Source organism: Halorussus salinisoli, assembly GCA_005239435.1.
Classification (GTDB): Archaea; Halobacteriota; Halobacteria; order Halobacteriales; family Haladaptataceae; genus Halorussus; species Halorussus salinisoli.
The window spans coordinates 349,728-372,580 of sequence record SZNP01000004.1; the positions used below are offsets into that span (position 1 = coordinate 349,728).

Consider the following 22,853-nt stretch of genomic DNA (forward strand, 5'->3'; position numbering starts at 1 on the left):
ACGTGCCCTACCACGCCTACGAGAAAAAACGAGGGGGCAATGCTCAGCACCAGAGACTATCGTCGTCCTCCTCGGCCAGCGCGTCGATGTGTACGACAACTACGTCTGCGCCGTACGTCCCCTTGTATTGGTTTGACATTCGTAAGGAACTCGAGGGTATTCGAGATTCGCGTGCAGTCGTCTGGCCAGGGCGTCACGGAAATTCGACGTTCGGGCCAGCCGTCAGTGCGGTCGTCCCGACTACGTCTCGTCGGAGAGGTAGGCCATCGCCTCCTCGTCGGTCACCTGCTCGAAGTTCTCGTAGAACTGGCCCACTCCACGGAACGCGGACGTCACCCTCGGACAGACCACCTCGTCGGCCTCCGCTTCGAGGTCGTCCACCGTACTCGGCGGTCCGACGGGAACGGCGACGACGACTCGCTCGGCCCCCTTCTCGCGAGCCAACCGGACCGCAGCGATCGCAGTCGACCCGGTCGCCACCCCGTCGTCGACGATGAGAACCGTCTTTCCCGCGAGGTCCGGTTCGTCTCGCTCACCACGATACGTCTCGGCTTTCTCGCGGGCGTTCTCGGCCTCTCGTTCGCGCTCTCGTTCGAGGTAGTCGTCGGATGCGCCGACTCGTTCGATGGCCTCGTCGTCGAGCCACGCACTCCCGTCGCTGGCCACTGCGCCGATGGCGTACTCCGGGTTGCCCGGCGCGCCGATCTTCGATGCGACGATGATGTCGAGCGGTAGGCCCAAGGCGTCCGCGACTTCCCGACCCAAGGGGAGGCCACCTCGTGGAATTGCGAGCACGATGTCGGCGTCCACGTCGCGTTCGCCGAGTGCCTCCGCCAATCGCTGGCCGGCGTCGATGCGGTCGCGGAACCCGTTTGAATTGGTGTCCCCGCTTTGTCCCCCTGACATACGCTGTGATACGACCGTCCGATAGAAAACAACCTTGTCTCCTCTCTATAACCAGAGAAGTGCCGGTGGTGTTATGCTGAGCAGTCTCGAATTCTCGTTGATGGTGACCGAGGAGGAGAACATCGTGCACGTTCCGGTCGACGGGGTGGAACTGGAGGGTGACCTCCGCGTCCCGGCGGACGCGTCCGGTCTGGTGGTGTTCGCCCATGGGAGCGGAAGCAGTCGGCACAGTCCGCGAAACAACTACGTCGCGGAGGTCCTCCGGTCGCGTGGTCTGGGGACGTTCCTCTTCGATCTGCTCACCGAAGAGGAGGACCGGTCCCGCGAGAACCGATTCGATATCCCGCTTCTGACGGACCGCCTCGTCGCGGTCACGGACTGGCTCGAAGAACACGACGCGACGAGCGACCTCGCGCACGGCTACTTCGGGTCCAGTACCGGCGCGGCCGCCGCGCTCCGGGCCACCGCGAGACGCGGTTCAGACGTCGAGGCCGTGGTATCTCGTGGTGGCCGGGTCGACATGGCATCCGAACACCTCGGAGACGTTCGGGCCGCGACGCTGTTCGTCGTCGGCGGCGAGGACACCGACGTACTCGAACTCAACCGCGATGCGTTCGGAGAACTCGACTGCGAAAAGGAACTGGCGGTGGTCGAGGGTGCGGGTCATCTGTTCGAGGGAGAGGGCGAACTCGAAGAAGTGTCCGAACTCGCTGCCGACTGGTTCGCCGACCATCTGGCGTAAGCATACATTTATAGCCGTGTTCATCTGGGGACGTAATGGGGGAGACAGTGACAGTAATAGACGTAGCTCGAACTGGCGTAGTGACCGCTCCGAGCGACCAGACCGCCGGGAATCTGGCGACCGTGATGAGAGAGGAGAACGTGGGCAGCGTGATAATTGAAGACGACGACGAGCCCGTGGGTATCGTCACTGACCGCGACCTCGTGTTGCAAGTGCTCGAACCGCGCGAGGAACCGACGGCGGTGACTGCCGAGGACATCATGACCGAGACGTTGGTCACGGTGCAGAGCGACGACGGCGTCTTCGAAGCGACCGCGACGATGTTCGAGAACAACGTGCGACGACTCCCCGTCGTGGACGAGAACGGGAGCCTCGCGGGCATCGTGACGCTAGACGACCTACTCGTCTTGCTCTCGACCGAAATGGAACACCTTACGGGGGTCGTCGAAGCCGAATCACCGCCGTACTGAGATCGAAACTATCCACCGATAATCGCTCACGCCCTCTCCATCTCGTTCGAGGGCCGACTGCGTTTCGGCAGTCATGCTGAGCGAGCCTCCGAAATCATATAGAGGTGTTTTGCAAATAGTAATATTTTCAAAGTAAATATGTAGTTGTCTCTGCGTGTTCCGACGATTCGCCCGATTCGGCGGGCTCACTGGGACGTATCTTCCGCTCCAGCCTCGCTTTCGGCGTCGGGTTGCGGACCGCCACCGGTTTGTTTCTCCTGCGCCTCGCTCCCCGCCAGCGTCGGTCACCTCGAACAGCTACGTAATCTCCATCGGGAGTGAGGCGGTGTCACCCCGTATAGGTGTAACCACCGTCGACGACGAGCGACTCGCCGGTAACGTACGACGCGAGGTCGCTCGCCAGGAAGAGTGCAGCCCCGGCGATGTCCTCGGGTTGGCCCATTCGGCGTTGGGGAATCATCTCTACGAACGCCTCGGTCGCCTCGGGACCGAGGTTCGCGTCCTCGGACATCGCGGTTTCGACGCCGCCCGGATGAATCACATTGACGCGGATCCCCTCGGGGCCGAGACGGTGAGCGAGCGCGTAGGTCAACAGGCGGACGGCACCTTTCAAGGTGCAGTACGTAACGTACCCGCCGTTTCCGACGATACCGGCGATGCTCGAGACGTTGATAATACTGCCGCCGTCGTCTTCGAGCATTCGCGCGGCGGCACGTTGCGCGCCGAAGAACGTCCCCTTGACGTTGACGTCCATCAGCCGGTCGTACTCCTCTGGCGTGACGTCTAAGAACTCCTCCACTCGGAAGATACCGGCGTTGTTGACCATCACGTCGACGCCTCCGAACTCGTCGGCCGCGCTCATGGCCGACTCGATGTCCTCGACGTCGGTGACGTCGCACTCGACGAACGTCGCGTTCGCGTCCGTCTCGTCTTCGAGAAGTTCGTGCGTCGGTGCTCCCCCTTCCCGCGGCGTCTCTCGAACGTCCGCGACGACGACATCGGCCCTGTGTTCAGCGAACGTCCGGGCGATACTCCGACCGATACCGCTCGATCCGCCCGTCACCACTGCCACGCTGTCTGTCAGCAAGTCCCCCATATCGGCGGTCACGACGAGCACCGTAACAAGCGTTTACCCTGTATCGGCTCACGCCACCACCGGCCAGACGAGGGTGAACAGGACGAACGCCAGTACCGCGGTGACCAGCACCATCGCCACGTCCAGGATCACTCCCGGTCGGAGCATGTGGTCTTTCGTCATCTGGCCGGTCCCGAACGCGATGGCGTTCGGCGGCGTCGCGACCGGAAGCGCGAAGCCGAAACTGGCCGCGATACCGCCCGTAACGGCCAGGAAGACGCTAGCCACCGTCGGAGTGGACCCGAACGTCTCCGCGTATCGCGGCCCCATCGAGATGAGAATCGGCACCGAAATCGCCGCCATCGCCGTGTTCGAGGCGATTTCCGAGGCGGCGACCATCGCCGCGGCGACGGTCAGCGCGACGACCAGAATCGGTGCACCAGCGATCGAGCCGACGACAGACTCGGCCAGCCAGCGCGTCGCGTCCGTCGTCGCGAGTGCATTCGCCAACGAGATACCGCCGCCGAGCAGGACGATCGTTCCCCAGTCGATCTGTTGAATATCGTCCCAGTCGATGGTTCCAGCGATTGCGAGCGCCGGAATCGCGGCCAGCCCGACGGTCACGAAGTACAAGATACCCTGATGGTCTCCGACGCCGAAAAGATGGTCTCCCGAACCGCCGAACATCGTCACGTACAAGCGAGGTGGTAGAACACCCTCGAAGAGGAATCCGAGACCACCGAGCAACCAGAGGCTGGCCGTTGCGCCCGTAATGAGGAGGACGCGTCGTTCGGCCGCCGAGGGCGCTCCCGTCCGACGCAGGTATCGCCTCGCTTCCTCGCGTGCGACGCTTGCATCGTCGACTTGGGGAGGATAGACGAGGACGGTGAGTACGTACCACGTCACCGGCAGCCCGACCACGACGAACGGGAGACCGATAGCCAGCCAGTCGACGAACGAAATCGTGTAACCGAGTTGCTCGCTGAGCTGGGAGACCACGATGGCGTTGGGCGGCGTCCCGATGAGGGTCCCGACACCTCCGATGCTGGCCGCGTAGGCGACGCCCAGCAACATCGCTAGTCGAAAGTTCGGCTGTTCGGTCAGCTGTGCAGACTCGTCGCGCGGTGTCGTCTGCTCTACTGCGGGCGGGTTCTCCGCCACCGCGTCGCGTTTGGTACTTCCATTCGTCTCTGCGTCGTCCGTTATCACTCGGTCGGCGATACCGAGCGCGATGGGAATCATCATCGCGGTGGTCGCGGAGTTCGAGATCACCATCGACAGCGCCGCCGTGGCGAGCATTACGGCGAAGACGATTCGACGCGGGGAGGTTCCGACGGCAGTGAGGACGTGGTACGCGACGCGGCGGTCCGTACCGTGTTTCTGGAGCGCCTCCGCGAGGACGAACCCGGCGAGCAACAGGAAGATGATCGGGTCGGCGAAGCCGGCGACGGCCTCCCCGGCGTCCGGAACGACGCCGAACCCCGCGAGGAGTACGGGAATCGTTAACGCCGTAATCGGGAGCGGCAGACCGCCGGTGACCCAGAGGACGCCCGCGAAGGCTGCCGTCGCCAGCGCGTACTGTCCGGGGGAGGCCAGTCCGGCGATCGGGGCGGTGGCGACGCTGGCAAAGACGAGAACGGCGACCGCGAGGGCGCGACGGTCGGCCATCTACGCCAGCCCGCCGAGGGCGTTCCCTGTGGCGAACGCAACTCCCGCGGCGAACATGCCGACCACTAGCATCTCGCCGCCGCCGGCGTACCATCGGCGGTTCGTCACCAGGGTCCGACTGGCTCCGACGGCGAAGAACGCAACGGCCGTCACTACGACGGAGAACCGGAACGTCGAGGTGAGTCCGAGGGCGTACGGGAACAGTGGTGCCCAGCCCGCGACGATGAACGCGAGGAACGTCACTACCGCAGTGTATCTCGGCGGTTTCCCTCGCTCGGTAGCATTGTCCTGGGCTACCTGGTAATCCCGTTCGGACCGCTGGCCGAGGTAATTGCTCGTGCCCATCGGGAACCTGTCTGCGAGCAGGTTCGCCACGCTGAGGATTGGCACGATGGCCGTGTCGAGTGCGGCACCCGCGACGCCAGCGACGACTGCAAACGTCGTGACGATGCCGTCGTTGGCACCGTAGATGACCTCCGCAATGTACCCGCCAGCCTCGTTCAGTTCGTCACCGAACAGGAGTTCGATCATCGTACGCGAAGTCGGCCGCGACGTCCATAACGGTACGGTACAGTACTCGGCTGGAGGGTTTCCTACACCGCAATCACGGTGTCGGTTGCGGTCGCGATTTCGCAGTCGTCGGGTGGAGTCTCCATGCGAGACGTACCTCGGTACGCCGAGATAAGATACTAGTGACGGGACTACTCTCGACAAACGCTCGACTCAGGATACGAAAGAATCCACTCAGTCGAGGTCAGTACTGAACTCGCGGTGCGGAACGGTACCGAAAGGTCACAAAGCGAGACGTACAGGCTAGCGTATGGAACGTTGGTCGTCCCGCTTCGGCTTCGTCCTCGCCGCCACCGGCGCGGCCGTCGGCATCGGGAACATCTGGCGGTTCCCGTCGGTCGTCGGTCGGAACGGCGGCGGTGCGTACCTGCTCCCGTTCCTCGTCGCAGTGTTCGTCTTCGCGGTCCCGCTGATGATCCTCGAGATCGGTAGCGGACGTCGGGCGCGCGCCGACGTCGTCTCCGCGTTTCGAGGAGTCCGACCGGACCTCCGGAGTCTCGGATGGTTCGTCGTGGCGGTCGTCCTTCTGGTCCTCAGCTACTATCTCGTGATCACGGGCTGGATACTGGCGTTTCTCGTCTCGGCCGTAACTGGCACTACGATCTCGTTGGAGGGCTTTACCGGAACGTACGCGCCGCTCGTCTCCTTCGTCGTCTCGCTCGTCGTCGGCGGCGGCGTCCTCTCGTTCGGGGTGCGCGAAGGAATCGAACGACTGACGAGCGTTCTCATGCCGTTCGTGTTCGTCATTCTCGTCGGGATGGCGGCGTTCTCGATGACGCTATCGGGGTTTCCAGACGGAATCGCGTTCTTCTTGACGCCGGACTTGTCCGTACTGGCTGATCCGCTTCTCTGGAGTGCGGCGTTCGGTCAGGCGTTCTTTTCACTCTCGGCAGGCATGGGAATCCTCCTGACGTACGGAAGCTACGTCAGCGAAGAGATGGACGTGCCCCGGGCGGCGTTGACCATCGCGGTCGCGGACGTCTTTGTCGCCGTTCTCGCCGGCGTCGTGATCTTTCCGATCGTGTTCACGTTCGACCTCGAACCGTCGCTCGGGACCGAGCTAGCGTTCTCGACTCTCCCCGCGGCGTTCTCGCTCCTCCCGGCCGGACGGATCGTCGCCGTTGCATTTTTTGGACTCCTGTTCGCCGCCGCCATCACGTCCGCCGTGTCCATGATGGAGGTCGGCGTTGCCAGCGTCCGCGGTGCGACACGGTTTTCGCGGCGGCAGGCGACCGTTCTGGTGGCCGCGCTGGTCTTCCTGCTCGGGCTTCCGTCCGCGCTGAGCTACACGCCGTTTCGGCTCCGCGTGTTCGGCTCGCCCTTCCTCGACGTGCTGGACGAGTCGGTCGGAACCCTCGGTCTCCCGGTGACCGCCCTCGTCGTTTCGATCACCTTCGGGCATCTCGCGAAGGACGGCTTCGAGCGACCATCACGCGTCGAACGATCGACATCGCTTTCGGTCAAGTATCTTCTTCCGCCGGTTCTCGTAACGGTCATCGCGTCACAGCTACTGGTCGGGTTCGACGTTCCCGGCTGGCACGTTCTCCCCGGACGTGTGCGAGACCGGTCGCTCGGCTCTGTCGTGGTGGTCGTGTTCGTCGCCGTCTTCGGATACGCCGTCGCACGGTTTCGGCGAGTGTCGTCGAGGTGACGACCGACCCGTCCGCTTCGAGGAGTTATTCGGCGCCGGCGGCTTCCGCTCGGACGAACAGATACGTCGTAAGAAGGATGAAACTGCCCCCGACGACCCCGGTCAGGACGCCGAGGCCAACGTACTGCATCCCGCCGAGGAGCCAGAGCACCCCGAGAAAGCCCGCGAAGAGTGAACCTAGCAGGTACAGAATCGGACGGAAGTACGGCGTGAAGTGTACTCCGACTCCTGCGAGGAAAACCGCGCCGACGAGCAAGAACTGGATGGACGTGGGACTGCCGGGCCTTTCGACGAAGAGACCAATCAAAAAGTGGATCGCTGCGAGAGCGAACGCGAGATATATCGTCGCGTCGTGGAGCAGTCCGTTTCGCTCGACCTCGTTGGATGTCATTGGCTGTGAGTTCCGTAGGTCCAATACGCGACCAACTTCCGAAAGGTTACTGGACAGATGCGGGCAAAGTGGGGTAGCTGAACGGAGGACGTTTTAGTGGAACCGCACCGCACGTACCAGCATGGCTTCCGTCCGCCGACTCGTAATCGACGTGTTGAAACCCCACGAACCACCCCTCCTCGAGTTCACCGAGCGAGTGAGCGAGATCGACACCGTCGAAAGCGTCTCCGCGTCGCTCATCGAACTTGATCAGGAAGTTCAAAACATTAAAATCACGTTCGAAGGAAACGATATTGATTTCGATACAATTAGAGAGGTGGTCGAACAGCTCGGTGGGACCGTCCACTCGGTCGATCAGGTCGCCTGCGGGGAGTACGTCGTCGAGGAACGCCGAACCTTACAGGACGACTGAAGACTCGTGAGTTCGATTCGCCAACTCCTGGACCGTCTTCTCGAAAAAGAGGACGTCCGCGCCATCTCCCGCCGGTACTTCGTCTCGAACGGGTTCGACGGCACGCTGACGAGCATCGGAGTCATCGTTGGGGCGGTGCTCTCGGGCATTCCCGACGGTATCACGGTCATCAAGATCGGACTCGGTGCGGCCGTCGGCCTGGGAACGTCGGCCGTCTGGAGCGTCTGGGAGATCGAACGCGCGGAGACCCAAGCCGCGATTCGACGCATCGAACGGGCGATGTTGACGGACCTCGACGATACCCGCGTGCAACGGGAACAGCAGGGTGCTCGCGTCGTCCACGCGACGGCGAGCGGGATGGGCCCGCTCATCGGCGTCCTCGTTCCGCTCGCACCGTTCGCATTCGAAGGGTCGGTTCTTACCATGGCGGAAGCTGGCGTGGTCGGGGTCGCTCTCGGCGTCGGTATCTTGGCCGTCTTCGGGGCGTACATGGGGTCGATCTCAGGACAGCGATGGTACGTATCGGCGGTCCGGATGGCCCTCGCCGGCCTCGTCGTCGCGGTCATCAATCTCTTCCTCCCCGGGTGAGACGGTTGACCAGACCTACGACGCGTAATCGCGCGCCATCAATCGACGTGTGCCTCAGGGACGTCCTCGGAGTCGGTCGCGCTAGGCGCCACGCGGCGCTCGCCCGTGCGACGCTTGATCAGCCAGCCGACGACCAGTAACGCTGGCGTACCGACGAGAAGCACGACTCCCAACAATCCCCAGTCGGCGACGCTGAGGGGGACGGTCCCGAAGTACTCGCTCAACGGAGTATACAGTACGGCTAGCTGGAGGAGTAGCGAAGCGACGACTGCGACGGCGAGCCACGCGTTCGTGAGCGTGGGCGTGTCCTTCGTCCACCGAACCACGTACAGCTTGACGAACTCGAAGAGGACGAATCCGGTGAATACCATCGTCATCGCGTACGGTGTGACCGCCGGGGCTCCTGCCAAGATGTAGAACGTCAGACCGAGCATCAACACCGTCGCCGTCAGGCCGGCACCACCGATGAAGCCGAGCATGTCGCTGTCGATGATTCCGGTGGTGCGGTCCCGCGGTTGGCGGTCCATCACGTCGCCCGTCGGGTCGGTCCCGAGCGCCAACGCGGGTAACCCGTCCGTGAGCAGGTTGATCCACAACAACTGGACCGCTGGCAGGATGAGATATCCGAACAACGAGGCGACGAACACCACCGCTACCTCCGCGGCGTTCGCGCTGAGCAGGTAGGCGACGAACTTCCAGACGTTGTCGAAGACGGTGCGTCCGCGCTCGATGGCAGTGCGGATCGACGCGTAGTTGTCGTCCAGCAGGACGATGTCGCTCGCCTGCTTGGCGACGTCCGTGCCTCGAACGCCCATGGCGATGCCGACGTCGGCGTTCTTCAGCGCCGGCGCGTCGTTGACCCCGTCGCCGGTCATCGCGACCGAGTGACCGTTCGCCTGAAGCGCCTTGAGGATTCGGACCTTGTGGGTCGGTTCCGCCCGCGCGTACACGTCGACCTCCTCGACCCGTTCTCGGAGAGCGGCGTCGTCGAGTGCTTCGATCTCCTGACCGGAGAGGACCGAGGATTCGACCCCGACCTGCGTGGCGATGGCGCGAGCCGTCACGGGATTGTCGCCGGTGATCACCTTCACGTCGATGCCAGCCCGCTTCGTGTCGGCGATCGCGTCGCGCACTTCCTCGCGGGGCGGGTCGAGGAGCCCCTGGAGGCCGACGAAAACGAGATTCTCTTCTTGCCCGCCGTCGGTCGTCCGCTCCTTGTACGCGAATCCGAGCACCCGGAGCGCGTCCTCGGCGAACGCGTCGATCTGCTGCTCGATTCTCGTTCTCGTCCGGGCGTCCAGTTCGACGGGCCCCTCGGACGTGAGTATCCGTGTCGAGCGGTCGAGGACTACGCCGGGTGCGCCCTTGACGTAGACGACGTCGTCGTGAACTGTCGCCATCCGCTTGCGTTCCGAAGAGAACGGTACCTCGTCGCGTCGAGGGTAATCCTGACGGAGTGCCTCGACGTCGAACCCTCGTTCTTCGGCGGCCGCGACGAGCGCTCGCTCGGTCGGGTCGCCCTCGTCGGCCGTGGCATCGTTGCAGACAGCGCCGATCTCGAACAGGAGGTCGAGACGGTCCTCCGACCCGTTCTCGTCGACGGTAAACACCTCGTCGTGTACCCACGCGGCACGCACGCGCATCTCGCCCTCGGTCAGCGTTCCGGTCTTGTCCGTACAGACGACGTTGACCGCGCCGAGCGCCTCGACGGCCGGGAGGGTGCGGACGAGCGCGTTCTCTCCGGCCATCCGGCGGACGCCGAGCGCCAGCGTCAGCGTGACGACTGCGGGTAGCCCTTCGGGAACGGCCGCCACCGCGAGCGAAACGGCGGTCAATCCGGCCTGAACCATTCCTCGTCCCTCGAATACGAGTAAGGGAACGATGAGCGCCGAGAGCGCCACGACCCCGAATCCCAGTCGACGACCCAATCGGTCGAGGTCGCGCTGGAGCGGGGTGCGCGGATCTTCGGCGCCGATCAGCTCCGTGGCGATAGCGCCGACTTCGGTGTCCATGCCCGTGGCGACGACGACAACGACAGCACTGCCACGGCTCACGCTCGTCCCCCTGTAAACCATGTTCTCGCGCTCGGCGAGTGGCGTCTCCGCGTCCACCTGCCCCGTGGTCTTCTCGACGGGAACGCTTTCGCCGGTCAGTGCGGCTTCGTCCACCTCGAGGTTCCGCTCCTCGACGAGTCGGCCGTCGGCGGGGACGACGTCGCCCTGCTCCAGCAGAACGACGTCGCCAGGGACGAGATTGGTCGCCTCGACCTCTCGTTCGGTTCCGTCCCGACGGACGGTGACGGTCGGAGTAGACAACTCGCGGAGTGCTTCGAGGCTCTGCTCGGCCCGGTACTCCTGGATGAATCCGAAGACGCCGTTCGCCAGTAGGATGATGCCGATGAGCACCGCGTCGACGACGTGCCCGATGGCGAACGACAACGCGGCCGCCACGAGCAACACCCAGATGAGCGCGCTCGAGAACTGTGCGAGGAATATCCTCACGGGCCCGCGCTGCTGGTCGCTTTCGATCTCGTTCGGACCGACCTGCTCGCGTCTTTCGGTGGCCGCCTCGGTTGACAGGCCGGTAGCGGTCGCGTCGAGTTCCTCGTAGATTTCTTCCAGTGAAGGGCTGTGCCAATCCATCAGTTGGTAGTGCAGGATTCGTCGTTCTGATTTACCAGGGTGCTCGTTCGTGTCAACCGAGTCTTCGGTAATAGCGGAATCTCGGTCATTGCTTCCGTACTATCGCCACCATTACAGGGGTTTCCCCGACGGTCGTTCCCAGTCGCTGAACTGGTGCTCGGAATGGCCACTGGTCGTGGGGACCCCGTTCACCTTTTCGACGCGTAGAGTCCTCGGTACGCTCACTGCTCGTCGGTCGTCCGGACCGTCAGGACCGGGACGTCGGACAGTCGAACGACCTTCTCGGTGACGCTCCCGAGGAGGTACCGTTCGACGCTGGTCCGACCGTGCGTGCCCATGACGACGAGGTCGACGTCGCGCACGTCGGCGTAATCGAGGATTTCCCTATGCGGCGGTCCCCTACGGACCTCGGTCTCGACCGGGACGCAGCGTTCGTCTCCCTGCGCAGCGATAGCGGCGGTCGCTCGTTTGCCTTCGTCCTCCAGCGCGTTAATGATTCGCTCTCCGCTGTACTCCGCCGTGTAGACCGGTTCGACCACGTACAGCGCGTGGACGGTAGCGCCGTAGGTCTCGGCCAGTTCGAGTCCGCGTTCGATAGCCAGTTCCGCACTGTCGCTCCCGTCAGTCGGGACGAGGACGTTCTCGTACATCGTCGTTCACGTAATCGTTGGTTCCACAGCGATTTCAATCGGGACCGTCCTTCCTATCGGCCGAGAATCGCTGCCTCGTCTCACTCGACGGGGGTAAAACGGCGAAAGACGTCGAGTGTATCAACCACGCTCAGTCGGTACCGTCGTAACCGGCCGCGGCCTTTTCTCCTATTCTAAGCCGTAGTCGCCACCGTACTTCAGGAAGAAGTACGCGAGACCGACGATAGCCACCATAGTAGCGACGGTGGCGATGCCGACCACCCGCGCGCTTTCTGGAATGCCGGGAACGATACCGCCGTCTCCCTGTCCGTCGCCACCAGCGTCCGCCGAGACCGTGAGTTCGGCGACCATCCCTGCCTGTTCGTGCGGAATGCAGAAGTATCCGTACGTGCCTTCGACCTCGAAGGTGTGTTCGTAGGTTTCACCCCCGGCGACCTCGCCCTCTGGATACGCTTGTCGGGCCGCGTCCTCGCTGTCGAATCCCCCGGACGCGAAGTACTCCGCGTCGTCCGGAATCTCGTCCTCGTAGGCGGTCACGGAGTGTCCGACGCTCCCCACGTTCTCCCAGACGACGGTCGTTCCCGGCGCGACGGTGGTCTCGTCGGGATCGAACACGAGACTGTCCGTCATGTCTATCGTCACCTGCTCCTGTGCGCTCGCATTAGCCGACGAGACCACCGTCGCGCCGGTCACACCGCCCGCGATTCTCAGAAACCCCCGTCGCGAAACTGTCGCCGAGTTGTCTCCCCTCATCCGGTCTTGGTTCGACGGAACTGTTCAAAAATCTTCGGCTGACCAGACTGGACGGCGTTCATGTCACCCCGGTACAGTAGTCGAATCTGGCGGGTGACCAGCGAGTGCAAGTGCAGTTCTCACGCGAAGGACGACGCCCGAGGCATCGCAGGTCGAACGATAATGGCGCTGTCGAATCGGAGATACGAAACTAAATAATTGCTGTATATCTATATACATCGGTGAAACGATTCTATAGAAATTTCATACATCGCAAAATCACTATTGACGGGCCTCGTCACTGCCGGACGCTTGTAGGTCTCGTTCCTTCCGTACGCTCCTCGTGTAATCTCGCGTCGTTTTGCCGCAGGGAATCACTGCTTCTCGATCGTTCGCCGCTCTCGTTTCTACAGTGGAGCCAACAGTTGTGATAGAGACGCCAATAGACTTCTAAGACTCTTTTTCGACGGCTGCTTCAAGTCCGTGAGCCGCCTCGATAAGTGGCTGCGCCTAACAGAAGAGACAGTTTCGCAGTACCCGTCCACGCGTACGCGACGATGCATCCTCCGACGGCTCCGCCACGAAGTGACGAACCGCGACGCGCTGCGACGAGGAGGCGGCGTTTCGGTTCTCTATACGCGAGCGGTGGCGAGTTAGTCGTCGCCTGCCAAGGTGTTCGAGCCACCTTCAGCGAGCTCGGCGGGCGAGGTCGGTTCCTCGTCGGGGTCCGTTCCGAGCGGCCGAACCTGGACGTTCGTCACCTTGTACTGGGGTATCTTGCTCGTCGGGTCGAACTCCTCTTTAGTCAGTTTATTGACCGCACCGTGGACGAAGTGCATCGGGACGAACAGCACGTCCGGTTCCGAGGTCTCCTCGACGTTCGCCTTCACGACGATGTCGCCCTGCTCGGACTCGACGCGGACGTACTCGCCGTCCTCGATGCCGAGTCGCTCGGCCGCCTCCGGGTGAATCGTGACGAAACTCTCCGGCACGTGTCGCATCGACGTTTCGACTCGGCGAGTCATCGACCCCGTGTGCCAGTGGTAGAGGACCCGTCCGGTGGTCAGCGTGAACGGATAGGACTCTGTCCCGGCGGGCAGTCGGTCGTCGGGCAACTCCGACGGGACGAACCGCGCCAGTCCATCGTCGAAGTTGAACTCCTCGTCGTACAGGTACGGCGTTCCGGGGTGGTCCTCGTCCCAGCACGGCCACTGGAGGCCGTCCTCTTTCTCCTCCAAGCGGTCGTACGTGACGCCGCCGTAGATGGGCGTCAGGTCGTTGATTTCGTCCATCACGTCCGCGGGACTCCCGTACTCCCAGTCGAATCCAAATCGCCCGGCGAGGTCCTGCAGGATGGCGGCGTCCGTCCGCGCCTCGTCCGGCGACTCGACGGCTGGCCGAACGAGTTGGACCCGACGTTCGGTGTTCGTGACGGTGCCGTACTTCTCGGCCATCGAGGCTGCGGGCAGGACGACGTCCGCGTGTTCGGCCGTCTCAGTCATGAACAGCTCTTGGACGACGAGGAAGTCGAGTGCCTCCAGCGCCCGGTCGGCGTGTTCGAGGTCCGGCTCGGACACCGCAGGGTTCTCGCCGACGATGTACATCCCGTGTAAGTCGGTGTTGTCGGGCGTATACCCCTCGTCGGCGCTCGGGTCGTCGGTGCCGCGCGCTCGCTCGTCGGCGGACTCGTCGCCGCCGTACGCGTCGTCGCCGTCTCCCCCGGAGGTGGTCTTCTCGACGCCTGGAATCGCGCTGAACATCTCGGTGATGCGGAGACCGACTTCGCCCGGCGGACGGACACCCCACGACTCCTCGAACTTGTCGAGCACATCGTCGTCCTCGACGGACTGGTAGCCCGGAAGGGTGTTCGGAATCGGCCCCATGTCACCGCCGCCGCCCTGTACGTTGTTCTGGCCGCGGAACGGCGACAGTCCGGAGCGCGGCTTGCCGAGGTGGCCACAGAGCAACGCAAGGTTGGCGATAGCGAGCGCGTTCCGCGTGCCGTGGGAGTGCTGGGTCAGCCCCATCGCCCAGCCGTAGACGCAGGTGTCCGCCGCCGCGATGGTCTCGGCCGCGCGCTTCAGTTCCGCGGGCGGCACGTCGGTCACTTCTGCGACTGCTTCGGGCGTGTACGGCTCGACCGTTTCTTTCAGCTCGTCGAAGTGCTTCGTGCGCTCTTCTATGAACGCCTCGTCGTGGAGGGATTCGTCGATGATGTGGCGCATCATCCCGTTGAGCCACGCGATGTCCGCGCCGGGCTTCGTCCGACTGTACTGGTCGGCGTGTTCCGCGATGGTCGTCTCGCGCGGGTCGAACACGAATAGGTCCGCCCCGTCGCGGACGTTCTGGACGATGCGGGTCGCCAGCACCGGGTGGCTCTCGGTCGTGTTCGACCCCGTGATGAGGTAGCAGTCGGTCTTCCCGATGTCCTCGTTGATGCGGTTGGTCATCGCGCCGTAACCGACGGTCTCTTTCAGCGCGGCGACGGTCGAGGAGTGACAGAGCCGCGTGCAGTTGTCCACGTGGGGCGTCCCCAACACCTGTCGGGCGAATTTCTGGGCGAGGAAGTTCTCCTCGTTGGTCCCCTTCGAGGTGGACGTGACCGCCAGCGAGTTCGCCCCGTGTTGGTCGCGGATTTCGGTCAGTCGCTCGGCGACCAAATCGAGCGCCTCGTCCCACGATGCCTCCCGGAACTCGCCGTCCTCTTTGATGAGCGGGGTCGTCAGTCGCTGGTCGGAGTCAACGAAGTCGTAGCCGAACTTCCCCTTCACGCAGGTCGAGAAGTCGTTCGCGGGCGTCTGCTCGGGGTCGGCCGGTCGGACGCCCAGCACCTCCTCGCCCTTCCCGTACAGGTCGAACCGACAGCCGACTCCGCAGTACGTGCAGGTCGTGTCCGCCACCGTGATGTCGCGCTTTCGCCCGGTGCTGACGACCTCCGCGGCGTCGAACAACTGTCCGACGGTGAGTGACTTCTCGGCGACGCTCTCGGCCGCGTGTTCGACGGTTTCGAGCGTCTCGCTGGCGGCCTGCTCGGAGACCTTGGACGCCTGCTCCTTCGCCCGCGCCATGAACCCGGCGACGCCGTCCTGATCGACCGCTGCTCGCGCCGACTCGCTCGCGCGATCGGCCTCGGCCGCGCCGCTCGCCGTCTCCGGAACGTCACGGTTCGGCTCCTCGGCCGTGTCGGCCGTTTCGACGGGCGTGGCTTCGCGGACTTCCCCGATGGAGTTCTTCTGGGTGAATCCGGGGAGCGGAATCGTCGTCGCGTCGGTGAGACCATCTTCGACCAACGACCCCGTCGGACAGACGGTGACGCAGTGGCCACACGAGATGCAGGTCGACTCCGCCATCGTCTCGGCCTCGGGTTTCTGGAAGTCGATGTGGATGTCGTCGCCTTGTCCGGACATCCGGAGGACGCCCGCGTTCTGGACGTCGTTGCACGCCTCGACGCAGCGATTGCAGAGGATGCACTTGTTGCGGTCGATTTGGATGACTGACGAGTCGTCTATCGGCGCGTACTCGTCTCGCTCGTCGAACACCCCGTAGCGCGGTTCGTTCACGCCGTGTTCGATGGATACGTCTTGGAGTTCGCACCGACCGTTCTGCCCGCACGTCGTACACCGCAGGTTGTGGTTCGCCAGCACGAGGTCGAGGTTCACGTCTCGGGCTTCCGCGGCGTCAGTCGCGTCGGTTCGCACGTCGAGTCCCTCCTCGGCTGGGAAGCTACAGGCCGGGACGACGCCGTGTTCGTCGGTCTCGACCATGCAGGTCCGACACGTCCCCCGCGGGCCGATTTGGTCTGCCTGCTCGGTGTCACGGTCGTAGTAACACAGCGCCGGAACGTCGGATTCGGTTTCGACCGTCTCGATGGCGTCGATGAGCGTTGCCCCCGGCGGGACGGCGACGGGGTCGCCGTCGACCGTCACCGTCGTCATGCCGTCGTCCTCGGCACCCACTTCGGGGTCGTTCGCCGTCCCGGTGCGGAAGTCCTCGGTCAGCGGCGTGTCCGATCGCGGGTCCTCGACGTCCGGCACGCCGGGCGTCGCGTCGGTGGGACTGTACTCGGTCGGGCCGGGGCTGTCGTCTTTGCTCATTATCGGCTCACCTCACAGACGCCGCTCGGACAGCGGCCGTCGGCGTGCGCCTCGAACTCGGTCTCGAATCGTTCGACGGCCGTCCCCACCGTTCGGGCGGCCGACTGGCCGAAGTAACAGAGGCTCGAACTCTCCATCGTACGCGTCAGTTCACGTATCATGTCGTCTTCGTAGCTCCCGTCGTAGACGTCACGTAGCAGGTCGAGGAGCTGTTTCGATCCCTCGCGGCAGGGGAAACACCGCCCGCAGTTCTCCTCGCTGGCGAACCGCGTGCGCTTCCCGGCGGTCGCCACCGGACACCGGTTCTCGCCGAACAGTTCCACCACGCCCGCGGTCCCGAGGTCGGCACCTGCGAGCGCGACCGAACTCGCGCCGTGGTCGAGCGACCGCGTGAACCCGCCGAACTGCCCGCCGACGCACGCCATCTCGACTCCTCCGTCGGCGTCGACGGCGTCACGGACCTCGGCCAACGACCCGCCGGTCGGCAGTTCGATGGTCGCCGGCGTCTCGACGTCGCCGGTCACGGTGAACACCCGCGTACCGGGGTCGGCGTCGCTGGCGTCGAACGCGTCGGGGTCGAGCAGTGCACGCCGTATCTGGGCGACCGTCCGCGGCGTGTGGACGACCGTGGGACGCCCGTAGAGTCCGTGCCGAGCGGGACCGGGCGGGCGGAGACGCGCTTCCAGTCGGTCGTTGCCTTCCAGTGCTTCGAGCGCCATGGTCGGCTCTCCGGCGATGTACTCGCTGGGTCCGGCGACTACCTGTGGGGTGTCGGTACCGTCGACGTTCGTCTCGCCATCGTCGCCATTCGTCTCGCGGCCGAGTGCGTCCACGACGGTCCGCGCCGCGCGGCGAGTTCGGTTCCGGGCGAGATTGTCGCCCTCGTTCGCGTACACGACGACGTCGCTCGGGTCTGCACCGACGATGGCGGCGACGGCGATCGCCCCGTCGAGGACCGTCGCCGGTGCCCCGGCGAGAAGCGTGCGGTCGGCGTCGTTGCGAGGGTCGCTCTCGTTCGCGTTCACGACCACAACCGGGTCACCCGGCGTCTCGCGGGCGGTCTCCAACTCGTCGGCGACCGGCGCGTCTTTGCTCGCGTCGCCTCTCCCCCGCCCGCGAACCCCCACGTCGCAGAGTCGGTCGAACGCGCGCTCGGGGTCATTGCGTGCGAAGGTCGCCGCCCTCGCACCGGTCGCGTCTCCATCGGGGTCGGTCCAGCCGCACGCGCCGAGGACGCCCCGAGCGCCGACCGCGAGCGGTCCGTCCGACGGCGTGGGGAGCGCGTCGGCGTCCGGGTCGTGTTCGACGACCCACCTCGCGTCGTCGGCTCCGACTTCTCCCGAGTCGGCGCGCTCGACGAGCGAGCGAACCCGTTCGGCGGACGGACACACGTGATACGCTGTCCGCCCCTCGCACGTGACGAGAACGAGCGGTTCAAGCGCGCGAACGCCAGTCGAACCGACTTCGAGGACGGTCGTCTGATCGCTCGCAGTCCGAGCAGCTTCCAGCAATCGTCGCTCTCGTTCCGGTTCTCCCCCGGTTTCCCTCCGCTCGCCTCCCCTTGTAGACCGGTCCGTTTTCCAAACGTCGTCGCCGTCGTCTCGTCCGCCGTGGTCGACCGTGACCCGAACGACTGCATCGTCGCAGAAATCTCCTCCCGTATCCATATCGGTACTTCCCCGAGAACGCCAGAAAACGTTGTGGCCTTTCCTTAGTCTGCCAACCTCCTCGGATGAATCGACTCGGCCAGCTACACCGGGTCCGTACCGGGATTCCGCTCGGGGTTCGGACCCCGAGCGTCGCGGTCCTCACTCGTGTCTCGTTTCGAGCGGCGGTACGACCGCGCGAGCGGCGCTCGTTTCCGCCACGCCCAGAAGGCGAGACCGCCGACCGCTGCGAACAGCAACGCGACGACGAGGGTGCTAACGCCGGTCGACTTCGTCCGTTTGTCGTCCATATGTCGTCTACTTCCGCGGTCGTGGATATGGATTGGGGCCGAGGACGAAGCGTCCCACACGGTTTTCCCAGTCTCCGGTGCGGTATACGATGTCACCTTCTCCGGCCTAGAGGTATTCGGCAGTATATAATCGACAAAGATTAAATAAACATACATCGATGGGCGCGACTTTCGGACTTTCTTATTCCCTAATAAGATTCCCAAGAATGGCGTCTCGCTCTGCTGAACTAATGCATTGCCTTGTATTCGGCATCCTCTTCGCGGTACTGGTTTCTCGACCACCGCTACGGGAGTACGCGGACGGCGTCGGCGAGAGTACGAGGCTCGGGCTCGTCTACGGATTCGTCATCTGGATAGTCGCTGCAGGAATCGTCATGCCGATCTGGTTGCAAACGGTCGGATTTCAGGGAGCACCACCGTTGCCGAACTTCGACGTGCTGAGTCTCGTCACTAACTCACTCCACCCCGATGCGTATAACCGTAATCTAACCCCGTAGTAAGGTGGTTACGTCGGGGAAATCGCGATATATCGACACGAACCGATGGGCCGCTACCGCCCTTTGTCGACCTTCTGCCCCGTCTGTACGTACGTCGCAAGTCCATCTAAGACCTCGTCGAACGTCTCCTCGAACTTCGATTTCATCACCAGTTGCCCCATCACCCACCCTACCGGTCCGTACTTCGGAGTGAAATTAGCGGTCATCGTGACCGTCGACCGGCTATCGTCGACCGATTCAACGTCGATTTCGACAACGTTCGTTTTCAAAGGGAACTCACCGACGTCGAGGAAATTAACTGCGTACCCTTCCTTCGGTTCGTATTCGACGATCTGTTCTTCGATTCGGTTGCCATCGTAGAATCGACACTCTCGAGTCGCTCCGATTCCTGTATCGGGGCCGTCGACGATACCCGATGTTTTGATGTTTGGGTTGTAGTTCGCAACATCACCAAAATCGTCTAGAACCGACCAGACGTCATCGATCGGCGCATCGATCGTCCTGCTTACACTTACCGTATGCATACAGACGGTAGGTAGTGTCTATGGATAAGCGTAATTGCGAGGTGTACAACAAACGCACAACCGCTACTACGAGTTCCACAGGGGCCCTCGGATTGTTCTAGTAGGGTGGAGTATTCTTCGTTACGGATGTATCTTCATCAGCGACTTCGGTTTTCGACAATTCGAAATAGTTCATCCGTTGACGTGCGAGTCATCGCTAGCTTCGAACCAGACGCCAACGCCCCCGTCCGGATACCCGATCCGATAGTCACAGTAGAGGTCCGCGACGGCTCGGTAGAAACTCGGCAAAACGACCGTTCGTAGGTCTGCGTCGGGTTGGTCGCCATGCTCGTACACCGTGATGGAAGCCGCGTCGATGATCGCTTCGTCGACTGGTTCTGGGACGATCGGCACTGGCGCAGTGCGAACGAACGCAGTCCGGAATGCCTCGCCGAGTTGATTGGCGAACACTTCCGTCGGTTCGAACGTGTCGTACCCACGGTCGATCAGTAGATACCACGTCTTGTGCACGAGGTCGGTACCGCTCGGAATGTCGTATCCAGCGAACGCATTGTTTCGGGTGGTGCAAGTTCGAGTCATGGTCTGTCCGGTCGGATTCGGTAGGGCCGTCGCCGTCCTAGGCTACCTATAGTTACTAGATAACGCTTTGTAACCTATAAAGATGCGCCATGGAGTCTGTAAGCTGCTTACGCCACGGTAACTCCAAAACTGCGAACGGACTTTGTCTCGTAAAATCGAATCGCGATACGGTATTGAACTTCTGCGGAGGCTCCACCGTGACTTTTGTCCGTTTGGGAACGGCTTACCGTTCTAGAATGACTTCGAGTCTTTCCGTGCCACTAACCGCACAGTAACTCCGTTACGTTTCTACCGCTCACTCACTTCTAGGATAACTAATACTTATGAGCTACCCGGCGGAACTAAGTTACCGTAGGTGACCCCAAACGTGACCAACCAACGAGAGAAAACCGAGAGTAGTCCTGAAGACGACGTCGTCGGAGGTAGCCCCGCAGGATTGACGACAGCGCTCTACACGACGCGACTCGGCCACGACACGGCAGTGTACGACTGCGGCGGTGGCCGCGCGGCGATGATACGAGACACTCACAACCTCATCGGCGTCTCCGAAGCCGTTTCCGGCAACGAGTATCTTCAATCAGCAATCGACCAGCTCTAGGGATACGGAGCGGATTACGAGCGTGCATTCGTCACCTCCATCGAGGCGGCTGAGAAAACCTCCAAGTGCTTCCGACTCGAGACGACTGACGGGATGGTGTTCACTGACCGAGTCGTCCTCGTAACGGGACTCGGGGACGCACGCCCCGGCCCGCCGCTCCCCCGTACCGGTCGCGGCTTCCACTACTGCCTGCACTGCGACGCCTACATGTTCATCGACGAGCCAATGGAAACTTGCCCGTGTCCGTGAGTCCGTCGACTGACGAACTCACTTCGGGTCGCCATCCGCGAAATACAGACTGAGTGCATCCGGCGAGCCGGGACTACTACTCCTTTTACATGTTGAGAAAATGAGATAATATTATAGAATTATTTATACATTATATGTAGTGTCAACCTACAAGATAGAAAATGACGACCGCGCGACAGTCAAGAGCCGCTAGTAGAGACGGATGTCAATAAACATATTATGGAAAAATAATAAAATTTATATCCAAAAACATAATGTAGATAAAATCATATCGTGAATCGTTGCAGAAGTAATTAGATTCACGCAGGTGGGAATTCGTGCTCTATTCTGTGATAATGATCGCGTCCGTGACTGTCGATGATCTCCACGACGCTAACGATGCCGTCACACCCGGAAAACCGCAAGACCACTATCGATTACATTTAGACACAAAGACGACGTTTCAGATGTCATGTCGTCCTAATAATACTAACCTCTAGCAACAGTATACTGATACTTAGGCAACTATCCACCTTTACGCAATAAAAATGGATAATCTACGAGTATTTTATACCTGTTTCCGAATTTGACCGATTACGATGCCTCAACGAGGACGACGGAATGTTCAAATAAAGGAAAATGCGGTGTCACGTATTCATACGGCTAGATTCGGCATCTATTTCGGTCGTCCGATTCTGACTCCAACTGTCAGTATTCGAGGATAGCTGGTAGTGCTAATGCAGCGAAATAGTACAATTAATTATGTATACTTGGCTGTTTGCTGACCTGATAAACTCGCCAAAGACGGCCTCAATTGTTTCGATTGCCAGTCTTAAATACTGTTGGCCGATTTGTGGACGGAAAATGGATACGAGTTGTATCTATCGTACAGTTCTAGTTTTCTATAGTATTAAGCACCTCAAACTTCGTCTCGTGCATCCCTTATTTCGTTCTGCCGTACGGATTTAGTGTTTGGCTTCCCTCACAGACTAAAATCCCGTTATTTGGGAGCCGCTAAGACTTTAATCGGGGTTGGAAGGGACGGATCTATTTCACCACCCGAGAAGAGAGTTTCTCCGCAGCTGCGGCTATCAGGAGCGAGAAGATGATGATCACCGTCCCGACGGCGTTAATCGTCGGCTCGATTCCCGTTTTGATCTTGCCGTAAATCACGATCGGAAGAGTTTCGACGTCGCTCCCCACCCAGAAGAACGTCTGGGTAAAGTTGTCGAACGAGAGCGTGAACGCGAACAGCATGCCCGCAATAATCCCCGGAGCGATCAGCGGAAGGGTTACTTCGTAGAAGGTTCGGAGTTCCGAGGCGCCGAGATTTTGAGCTGCTTCCTCCAACTCGCGGTCGAATCCGTACAGTTGCGAAGCAACTACGAGAATGACGAACGGCAGTGCAATGAGGATATGCCCGATCACGACGGAGAGGAACGTCCCCTGAATGCCGATGATGGAATAGAGGGTGAGAACGGCGATGCCGGTCACGACCCACGGCACGACAATCGGTGAGAGAAACACCGTATAGAGCACACTGGAATCCAACCATGGAGTGTCGAAGTCGCTACGAACCATGCCAAACGCAGCGAGTGTACCGATAACGCCCGCCCCAATCGCTGTAATAATAGCAATTTGGAGGCTCTGAATGAACGCGGAAACGATTCGTTCGTCATGTCCGGGGGGAATGAGATTGAGATACCATTTCAGAGTAAACCCCTCCATTGGGAATGACGGGACTTTCTGTTCGGTGAACGAAAGTAGAATCACGATTACGACCGGCGCATACAGGAACACGTACACGAGATACGTGAACCAGCGTAGTGCCCGCTTGCTGTTGCGATCGGAGAGTTCCATAACTCCGAGTGCACGGTGA

General features: G+C 61.9%; 19 protein-coding genes and 1 pseudogene. 6 read left to right on the forward strand and 14 right to left on the reverse strand.

All coding sequences use genetic code 11. From position 1 onward, the window contains the following. Nucleotides 1–240: 240 nt before the first annotated feature. Nucleotides 241–906 carry a phosphoribosyltransferase gene (locus E2484_RS12990; protein WP_137285631.1) on the reverse strand — a complete coding sequence of 222 codons (666 nt, stop codon included), beginning with the start codon at nucleotides 904–906 and terminating at the stop codon, nucleotides 241–243. A gap of 73 nt (nucleotides 907–979) precedes the next feature. On the opposite strand from E2484_RS12990, the gene E2484_RS12995 reads away from it, so the two are divergent. Next, nucleotides 980–1,648 (forward strand): dienelactone hydrolase family protein, encoded by a 669-nt coding sequence (locus E2484_RS12995; protein WP_321112610.1) that lies wholly within the window; start codon nucleotides 980–982, stop codon nucleotides 1,646–1,648. Nucleotides 1,649–1,683: 35 nt separating this feature from the next. Beyond that, nucleotides 1,684–2,118, forward strand: a complete 435-nt coding sequence (locus tag E2484_RS13000) for a CBS domain-containing protein (RefSeq protein WP_321112611.1) — start codon at nucleotides 1,684–1,686, stop codon at nucleotides 2,116–2,118. 328 nt (nucleotides 2,119–2,446) lie between these two features. Here the strand turns inward: E2484_RS13000 and E2484_RS13005 are convergent, their stop codons facing one another. Genes E2484_RS13005 through E2484_RS13015 form a run of 3 tightly spaced genes read right to left on the reverse strand, consistent with a single transcriptional unit; the run spans nucleotide 2,447 to nucleotide 5,392 of the window. Next, on the reverse strand, nucleotides 2,447–3,214 hold the full coding sequence (locus E2484_RS13005; protein WP_137285632.1) for an SDR family oxidoreductase: 768 nt from the start codon (nucleotides 3,212–3,214) through the stop codon (nucleotides 2,447–2,449). 48 nt (nucleotides 3,215–3,262) lie between these two features. Next, entirely contained in the window at nucleotides 3,263–4,861 is a 1,599-nt protein-coding gene (locus tag E2484_RS13010; protein ID WP_137285633.1) for an SLC13 family permease, read from the reverse strand. Continuing rightward, nucleotides 4,862–5,392 (reverse strand): VIT1/CCC1 transporter family protein, encoded by a 531-nt coding sequence (locus E2484_RS13015; RefSeq protein ID WP_137285634.1) that lies wholly within the window; start codon nucleotides 5,390–5,392, stop codon nucleotides 4,862–4,864. Between the two features lie 289 nt (nucleotides 5,393–5,681). On the opposite strand from E2484_RS13015, the gene E2484_RS13020 reads away from it, so the two are divergent. Then, nucleotides 5,682–7,082 carry a sodium-dependent transporter gene (locus tag E2484_RS13020; protein ID WP_137285635.1) on the forward strand — a complete coding sequence of 467 codons (1,401 nt, stop codon included), beginning with the start codon at nucleotides 5,682–5,684 and terminating at the stop codon, nucleotides 7,080–7,082. A gap of 25 nt (nucleotides 7,083–7,107) precedes the next feature. Here the strand turns inward: E2484_RS13020 and E2484_RS13025 are convergent, their stop codons facing one another. After that, a complete protein-coding gene (locus tag E2484_RS13025; RefSeq protein WP_137285636.1) occupies nucleotides 7,108–7,473 on the reverse strand; it encodes a hypothetical protein in 366 nt (121 codons plus the stop codon). A 121-nt stretch (nucleotides 7,474–7,594) separates the two neighbouring features. Here E2484_RS13025 and E2484_RS13030 point away from each other — a divergent pair, with 121 nt between their 5' ends. Both E2484_RS13030 and E2484_RS13035 read left to right on the forward strand, forming a co-directional pair. Beyond that, nucleotides 7,595–7,885, forward strand: coding sequence for a DUF211 domain-containing protein (locus E2484_RS13030; protein WP_137285637.1), 291 nt, complete (start codon nucleotides 7,595–7,597; stop codon nucleotides 7,883–7,885). 6 nt (nucleotides 7,886–7,891) lie between these two features. Continuing rightward, nucleotides 7,892–8,473: a VIT1/CCC1 transporter family protein gene (locus E2484_RS13035; protein ID WP_137285638.1), complete on the forward strand. Its 582-nt coding sequence runs from the start codon at nucleotides 7,892–7,894 to the stop codon at nucleotides 8,471–8,473. 38 nt (nucleotides 8,474–8,511) lie between these two features. On the opposite strand, the gene E2484_RS13040 is transcribed toward E2484_RS13035, so the two are convergent. From E2484_RS13040 to E2484_RS13080, 8 genes are all read right to left on the reverse strand, one after another. Next, nucleotides 8,512–11,115, reverse strand: a complete 2,604-nt coding sequence (locus E2484_RS13040; RefSeq protein ID WP_137285639.1) for a cation-translocating P-type ATPase — start codon at nucleotides 11,113–11,115, stop codon at nucleotides 8,512–8,514. 221 nt (nucleotides 11,116–11,336) lie between these two features. Continuing rightward, a complete protein-coding gene (locus E2484_RS13045; protein WP_137285640.1) occupies nucleotides 11,337–11,765 on the reverse strand; it encodes a universal stress protein in 429 nt (142 codons plus the stop codon). Nucleotides 11,766–11,933: 168 nt separating this feature from the next. Next, entirely contained in the window at nucleotides 11,934–12,518 is a 585-nt protein-coding gene (locus E2484_RS13050; RefSeq protein WP_137285641.1) for a plastocyanin/azurin family copper-binding protein, read from the reverse strand. Between the two features lie 632 nt (nucleotides 12,519–13,150). Further along, complete coding sequence (locus E2484_RS13055; protein ID WP_137285642.1) at nucleotides 13,151–16,591, reverse strand: molybdopterin-dependent oxidoreductase; 3,441 nt, start codon at nucleotides 16,589–16,591, stop codon at nucleotides 13,151–13,153. Further along, complete coding sequence (locus tag E2484_RS13060) at nucleotides 16,591–18,258, reverse strand: NADH-ubiquinone oxidoreductase-F iron-sulfur binding region domain-containing protein (protein WP_137285643.1); 1,668 nt, start codon at nucleotides 18,256–18,258, stop codon at nucleotides 16,591–16,593. Before E2484_RS13060 ends, E2484_RS13055 begins: the two co-directional genes overlap by 1 nt. A gap of 83 nt (nucleotides 18,259–18,341) precedes the next feature. Next, nucleotides 18,342–18,548 (reverse strand): hypothetical protein, encoded by a 207-nt coding sequence (locus tag E2484_RS13065; protein ID WP_137285644.1) that lies wholly within the window; start codon nucleotides 18,546–18,548, stop codon nucleotides 18,342–18,344. Nucleotides 18,549–19,098: 550 nt separating this feature from the next. Next, nucleotides 19,099–19,569 (reverse strand): SRPBCC family protein, encoded by a 471-nt coding sequence (locus E2484_RS13075; RefSeq protein ID WP_137285645.1) that lies wholly within the window; start codon nucleotides 19,567–19,569, stop codon nucleotides 19,099–19,101. Between the two features lie 171 nt (nucleotides 19,570–19,740). After that, nucleotides 19,741–20,148, reverse strand: coding sequence for a hypothetical protein (locus tag E2484_RS13080; protein ID WP_137285646.1), 408 nt, complete (start codon nucleotides 20,146–20,148; stop codon nucleotides 19,741–19,743). A 367-nt stretch (nucleotides 20,149–20,515) separates the two neighbouring features. Between E2484_RS13080 and E2484_RS26075 the strand changes: the two are divergent. Next, nucleotides 20,516–20,974: pseudogene (locus E2484_RS26075) on the forward strand (NAD(P)/FAD-dependent oxidoreductase); the annotation flags it as partial. 1,047 nt (nucleotides 20,975–22,021) lie between these two features. Here the strand turns inward: E2484_RS26075 and E2484_RS13090 are convergent. After that, nucleotides 22,022–22,834 (reverse strand): ABC transporter permease, encoded by an 813-nt coding sequence (locus E2484_RS13090; RefSeq protein WP_321112613.1) that lies wholly within the window; start codon nucleotides 22,832–22,834, stop codon nucleotides 22,022–22,024. Nucleotides 22,835–22,853: the final 19 nt, after the last annotated feature.

Excerpts from the sequence above, each read along its gene's own strand:
- E2484_RS12990 (WP_137285631.1), bottom strand. The coding sequence starts at position 906 with ATGTCAGGGGGACAAAGCGGGGACACCAATTCAAACGGGTTCCGCGAC.
- E2484_RS12995 (WP_321112610.1), top strand. The coding sequence starts at position 980 with ATGCTGAGCAGTCTCGAATTCTCGTTGATGGTGACCGAGGAGGAGAAC.
- E2484_RS13000 (WP_321112611.1), top strand. The coding sequence starts at position 1,684 with ATGGGGGAGACAGTGACAGTAATAGACGTAGCTCGAACTGGCGTAGTG.
- E2484_RS13005 (WP_137285632.1), bottom strand. The coding sequence starts at position 3,214 with ATGGGGGACTTGCTGACAGACAGCGTGGCAGTGGTGACGGGCGGATCG.
- E2484_RS13010 (WP_137285633.1), bottom strand. The coding sequence starts at position 4,861 with ATGGCCGACCGTCGCGCCCTCGCGGTCGCCGTTCTCGTCTTTGCCAGC.
- E2484_RS13015 (WP_137285634.1), bottom strand. The coding sequence starts at position 5,392 with ATGATCGAACTCCTGTTCGGTGACGAACTGAACGAGGCTGGCGGGTAC.
- E2484_RS13020 (WP_137285635.1), top strand. The coding sequence starts at position 5,682 with ATGGAACGTTGGTCGTCCCGCTTCGGCTTCGTCCTCGCCGCCACCGGC.
- E2484_RS13025 (WP_137285636.1), bottom strand. The coding sequence starts at position 7,473 with ATGACATCCAACGAGGTCGAGCGAAACGGACTGCTCCACGACGCGACG.
- E2484_RS13030 (WP_137285637.1), top strand. The coding sequence starts at position 7,595 with ATGGCTTCCGTCCGCCGACTCGTAATCGACGTGTTGAAACCCCACGAA.
- E2484_RS13040 (WP_137285639.1), bottom strand. The coding sequence starts at position 11,115 with ATGGATTGGCACAGCCCTTCACTGGAAGAAATCTACGAGGAACTCGAC.
- E2484_RS13045 (WP_137285640.1), bottom strand. The coding sequence starts at position 11,765 with ATGTACGAGAACGTCCTCGTCCCGACTGACGGGAGCGACAGTGCGGAA.
- E2484_RS13050 (WP_137285641.1), bottom strand. The coding sequence starts at position 12,518 with ATGAGGGGAGACAACTCGGCGACAGTTTCGCGACGGGGGTTTCTGAGA.
- E2484_RS13055 (WP_137285642.1), bottom strand. The coding sequence starts at position 16,591 with ATGAGCAAAGACGACAGCCCCGGCCCGACCGAGTACAGTCCCACCGAC.
- E2484_RS13060 (WP_137285643.1), bottom strand. The coding sequence starts at position 18,258 with ATGGATACGGGAGGAGATTTCTGCGACGATGCAGTCGTTCGGGTCACG.
- E2484_RS13065 (WP_137285644.1), bottom strand. The coding sequence starts at position 18,548 with ATGGACGACAAACGGACGAAGTCGACCGGCGTTAGCACCCTCGTCGTC.
- E2484_RS13075 (WP_137285645.1), bottom strand. The coding sequence starts at position 19,569 with ATGCATACGGTAAGTGTAAGCAGGACGATCGATGCGCCGATCGATGAC.
- E2484_RS13080 (WP_137285646.1), bottom strand. The coding sequence starts at position 20,148 with ATGACTCGAACTTGCACCACCCGAAACAATGCGTTCGCTGGATACGAC.
- E2484_RS13090 (WP_321112613.1), bottom strand. The coding sequence starts at position 22,834 with ATGGAACTCTCCGATCGCAACAGCAAGCGGGCACTACGCTGGTTCACG.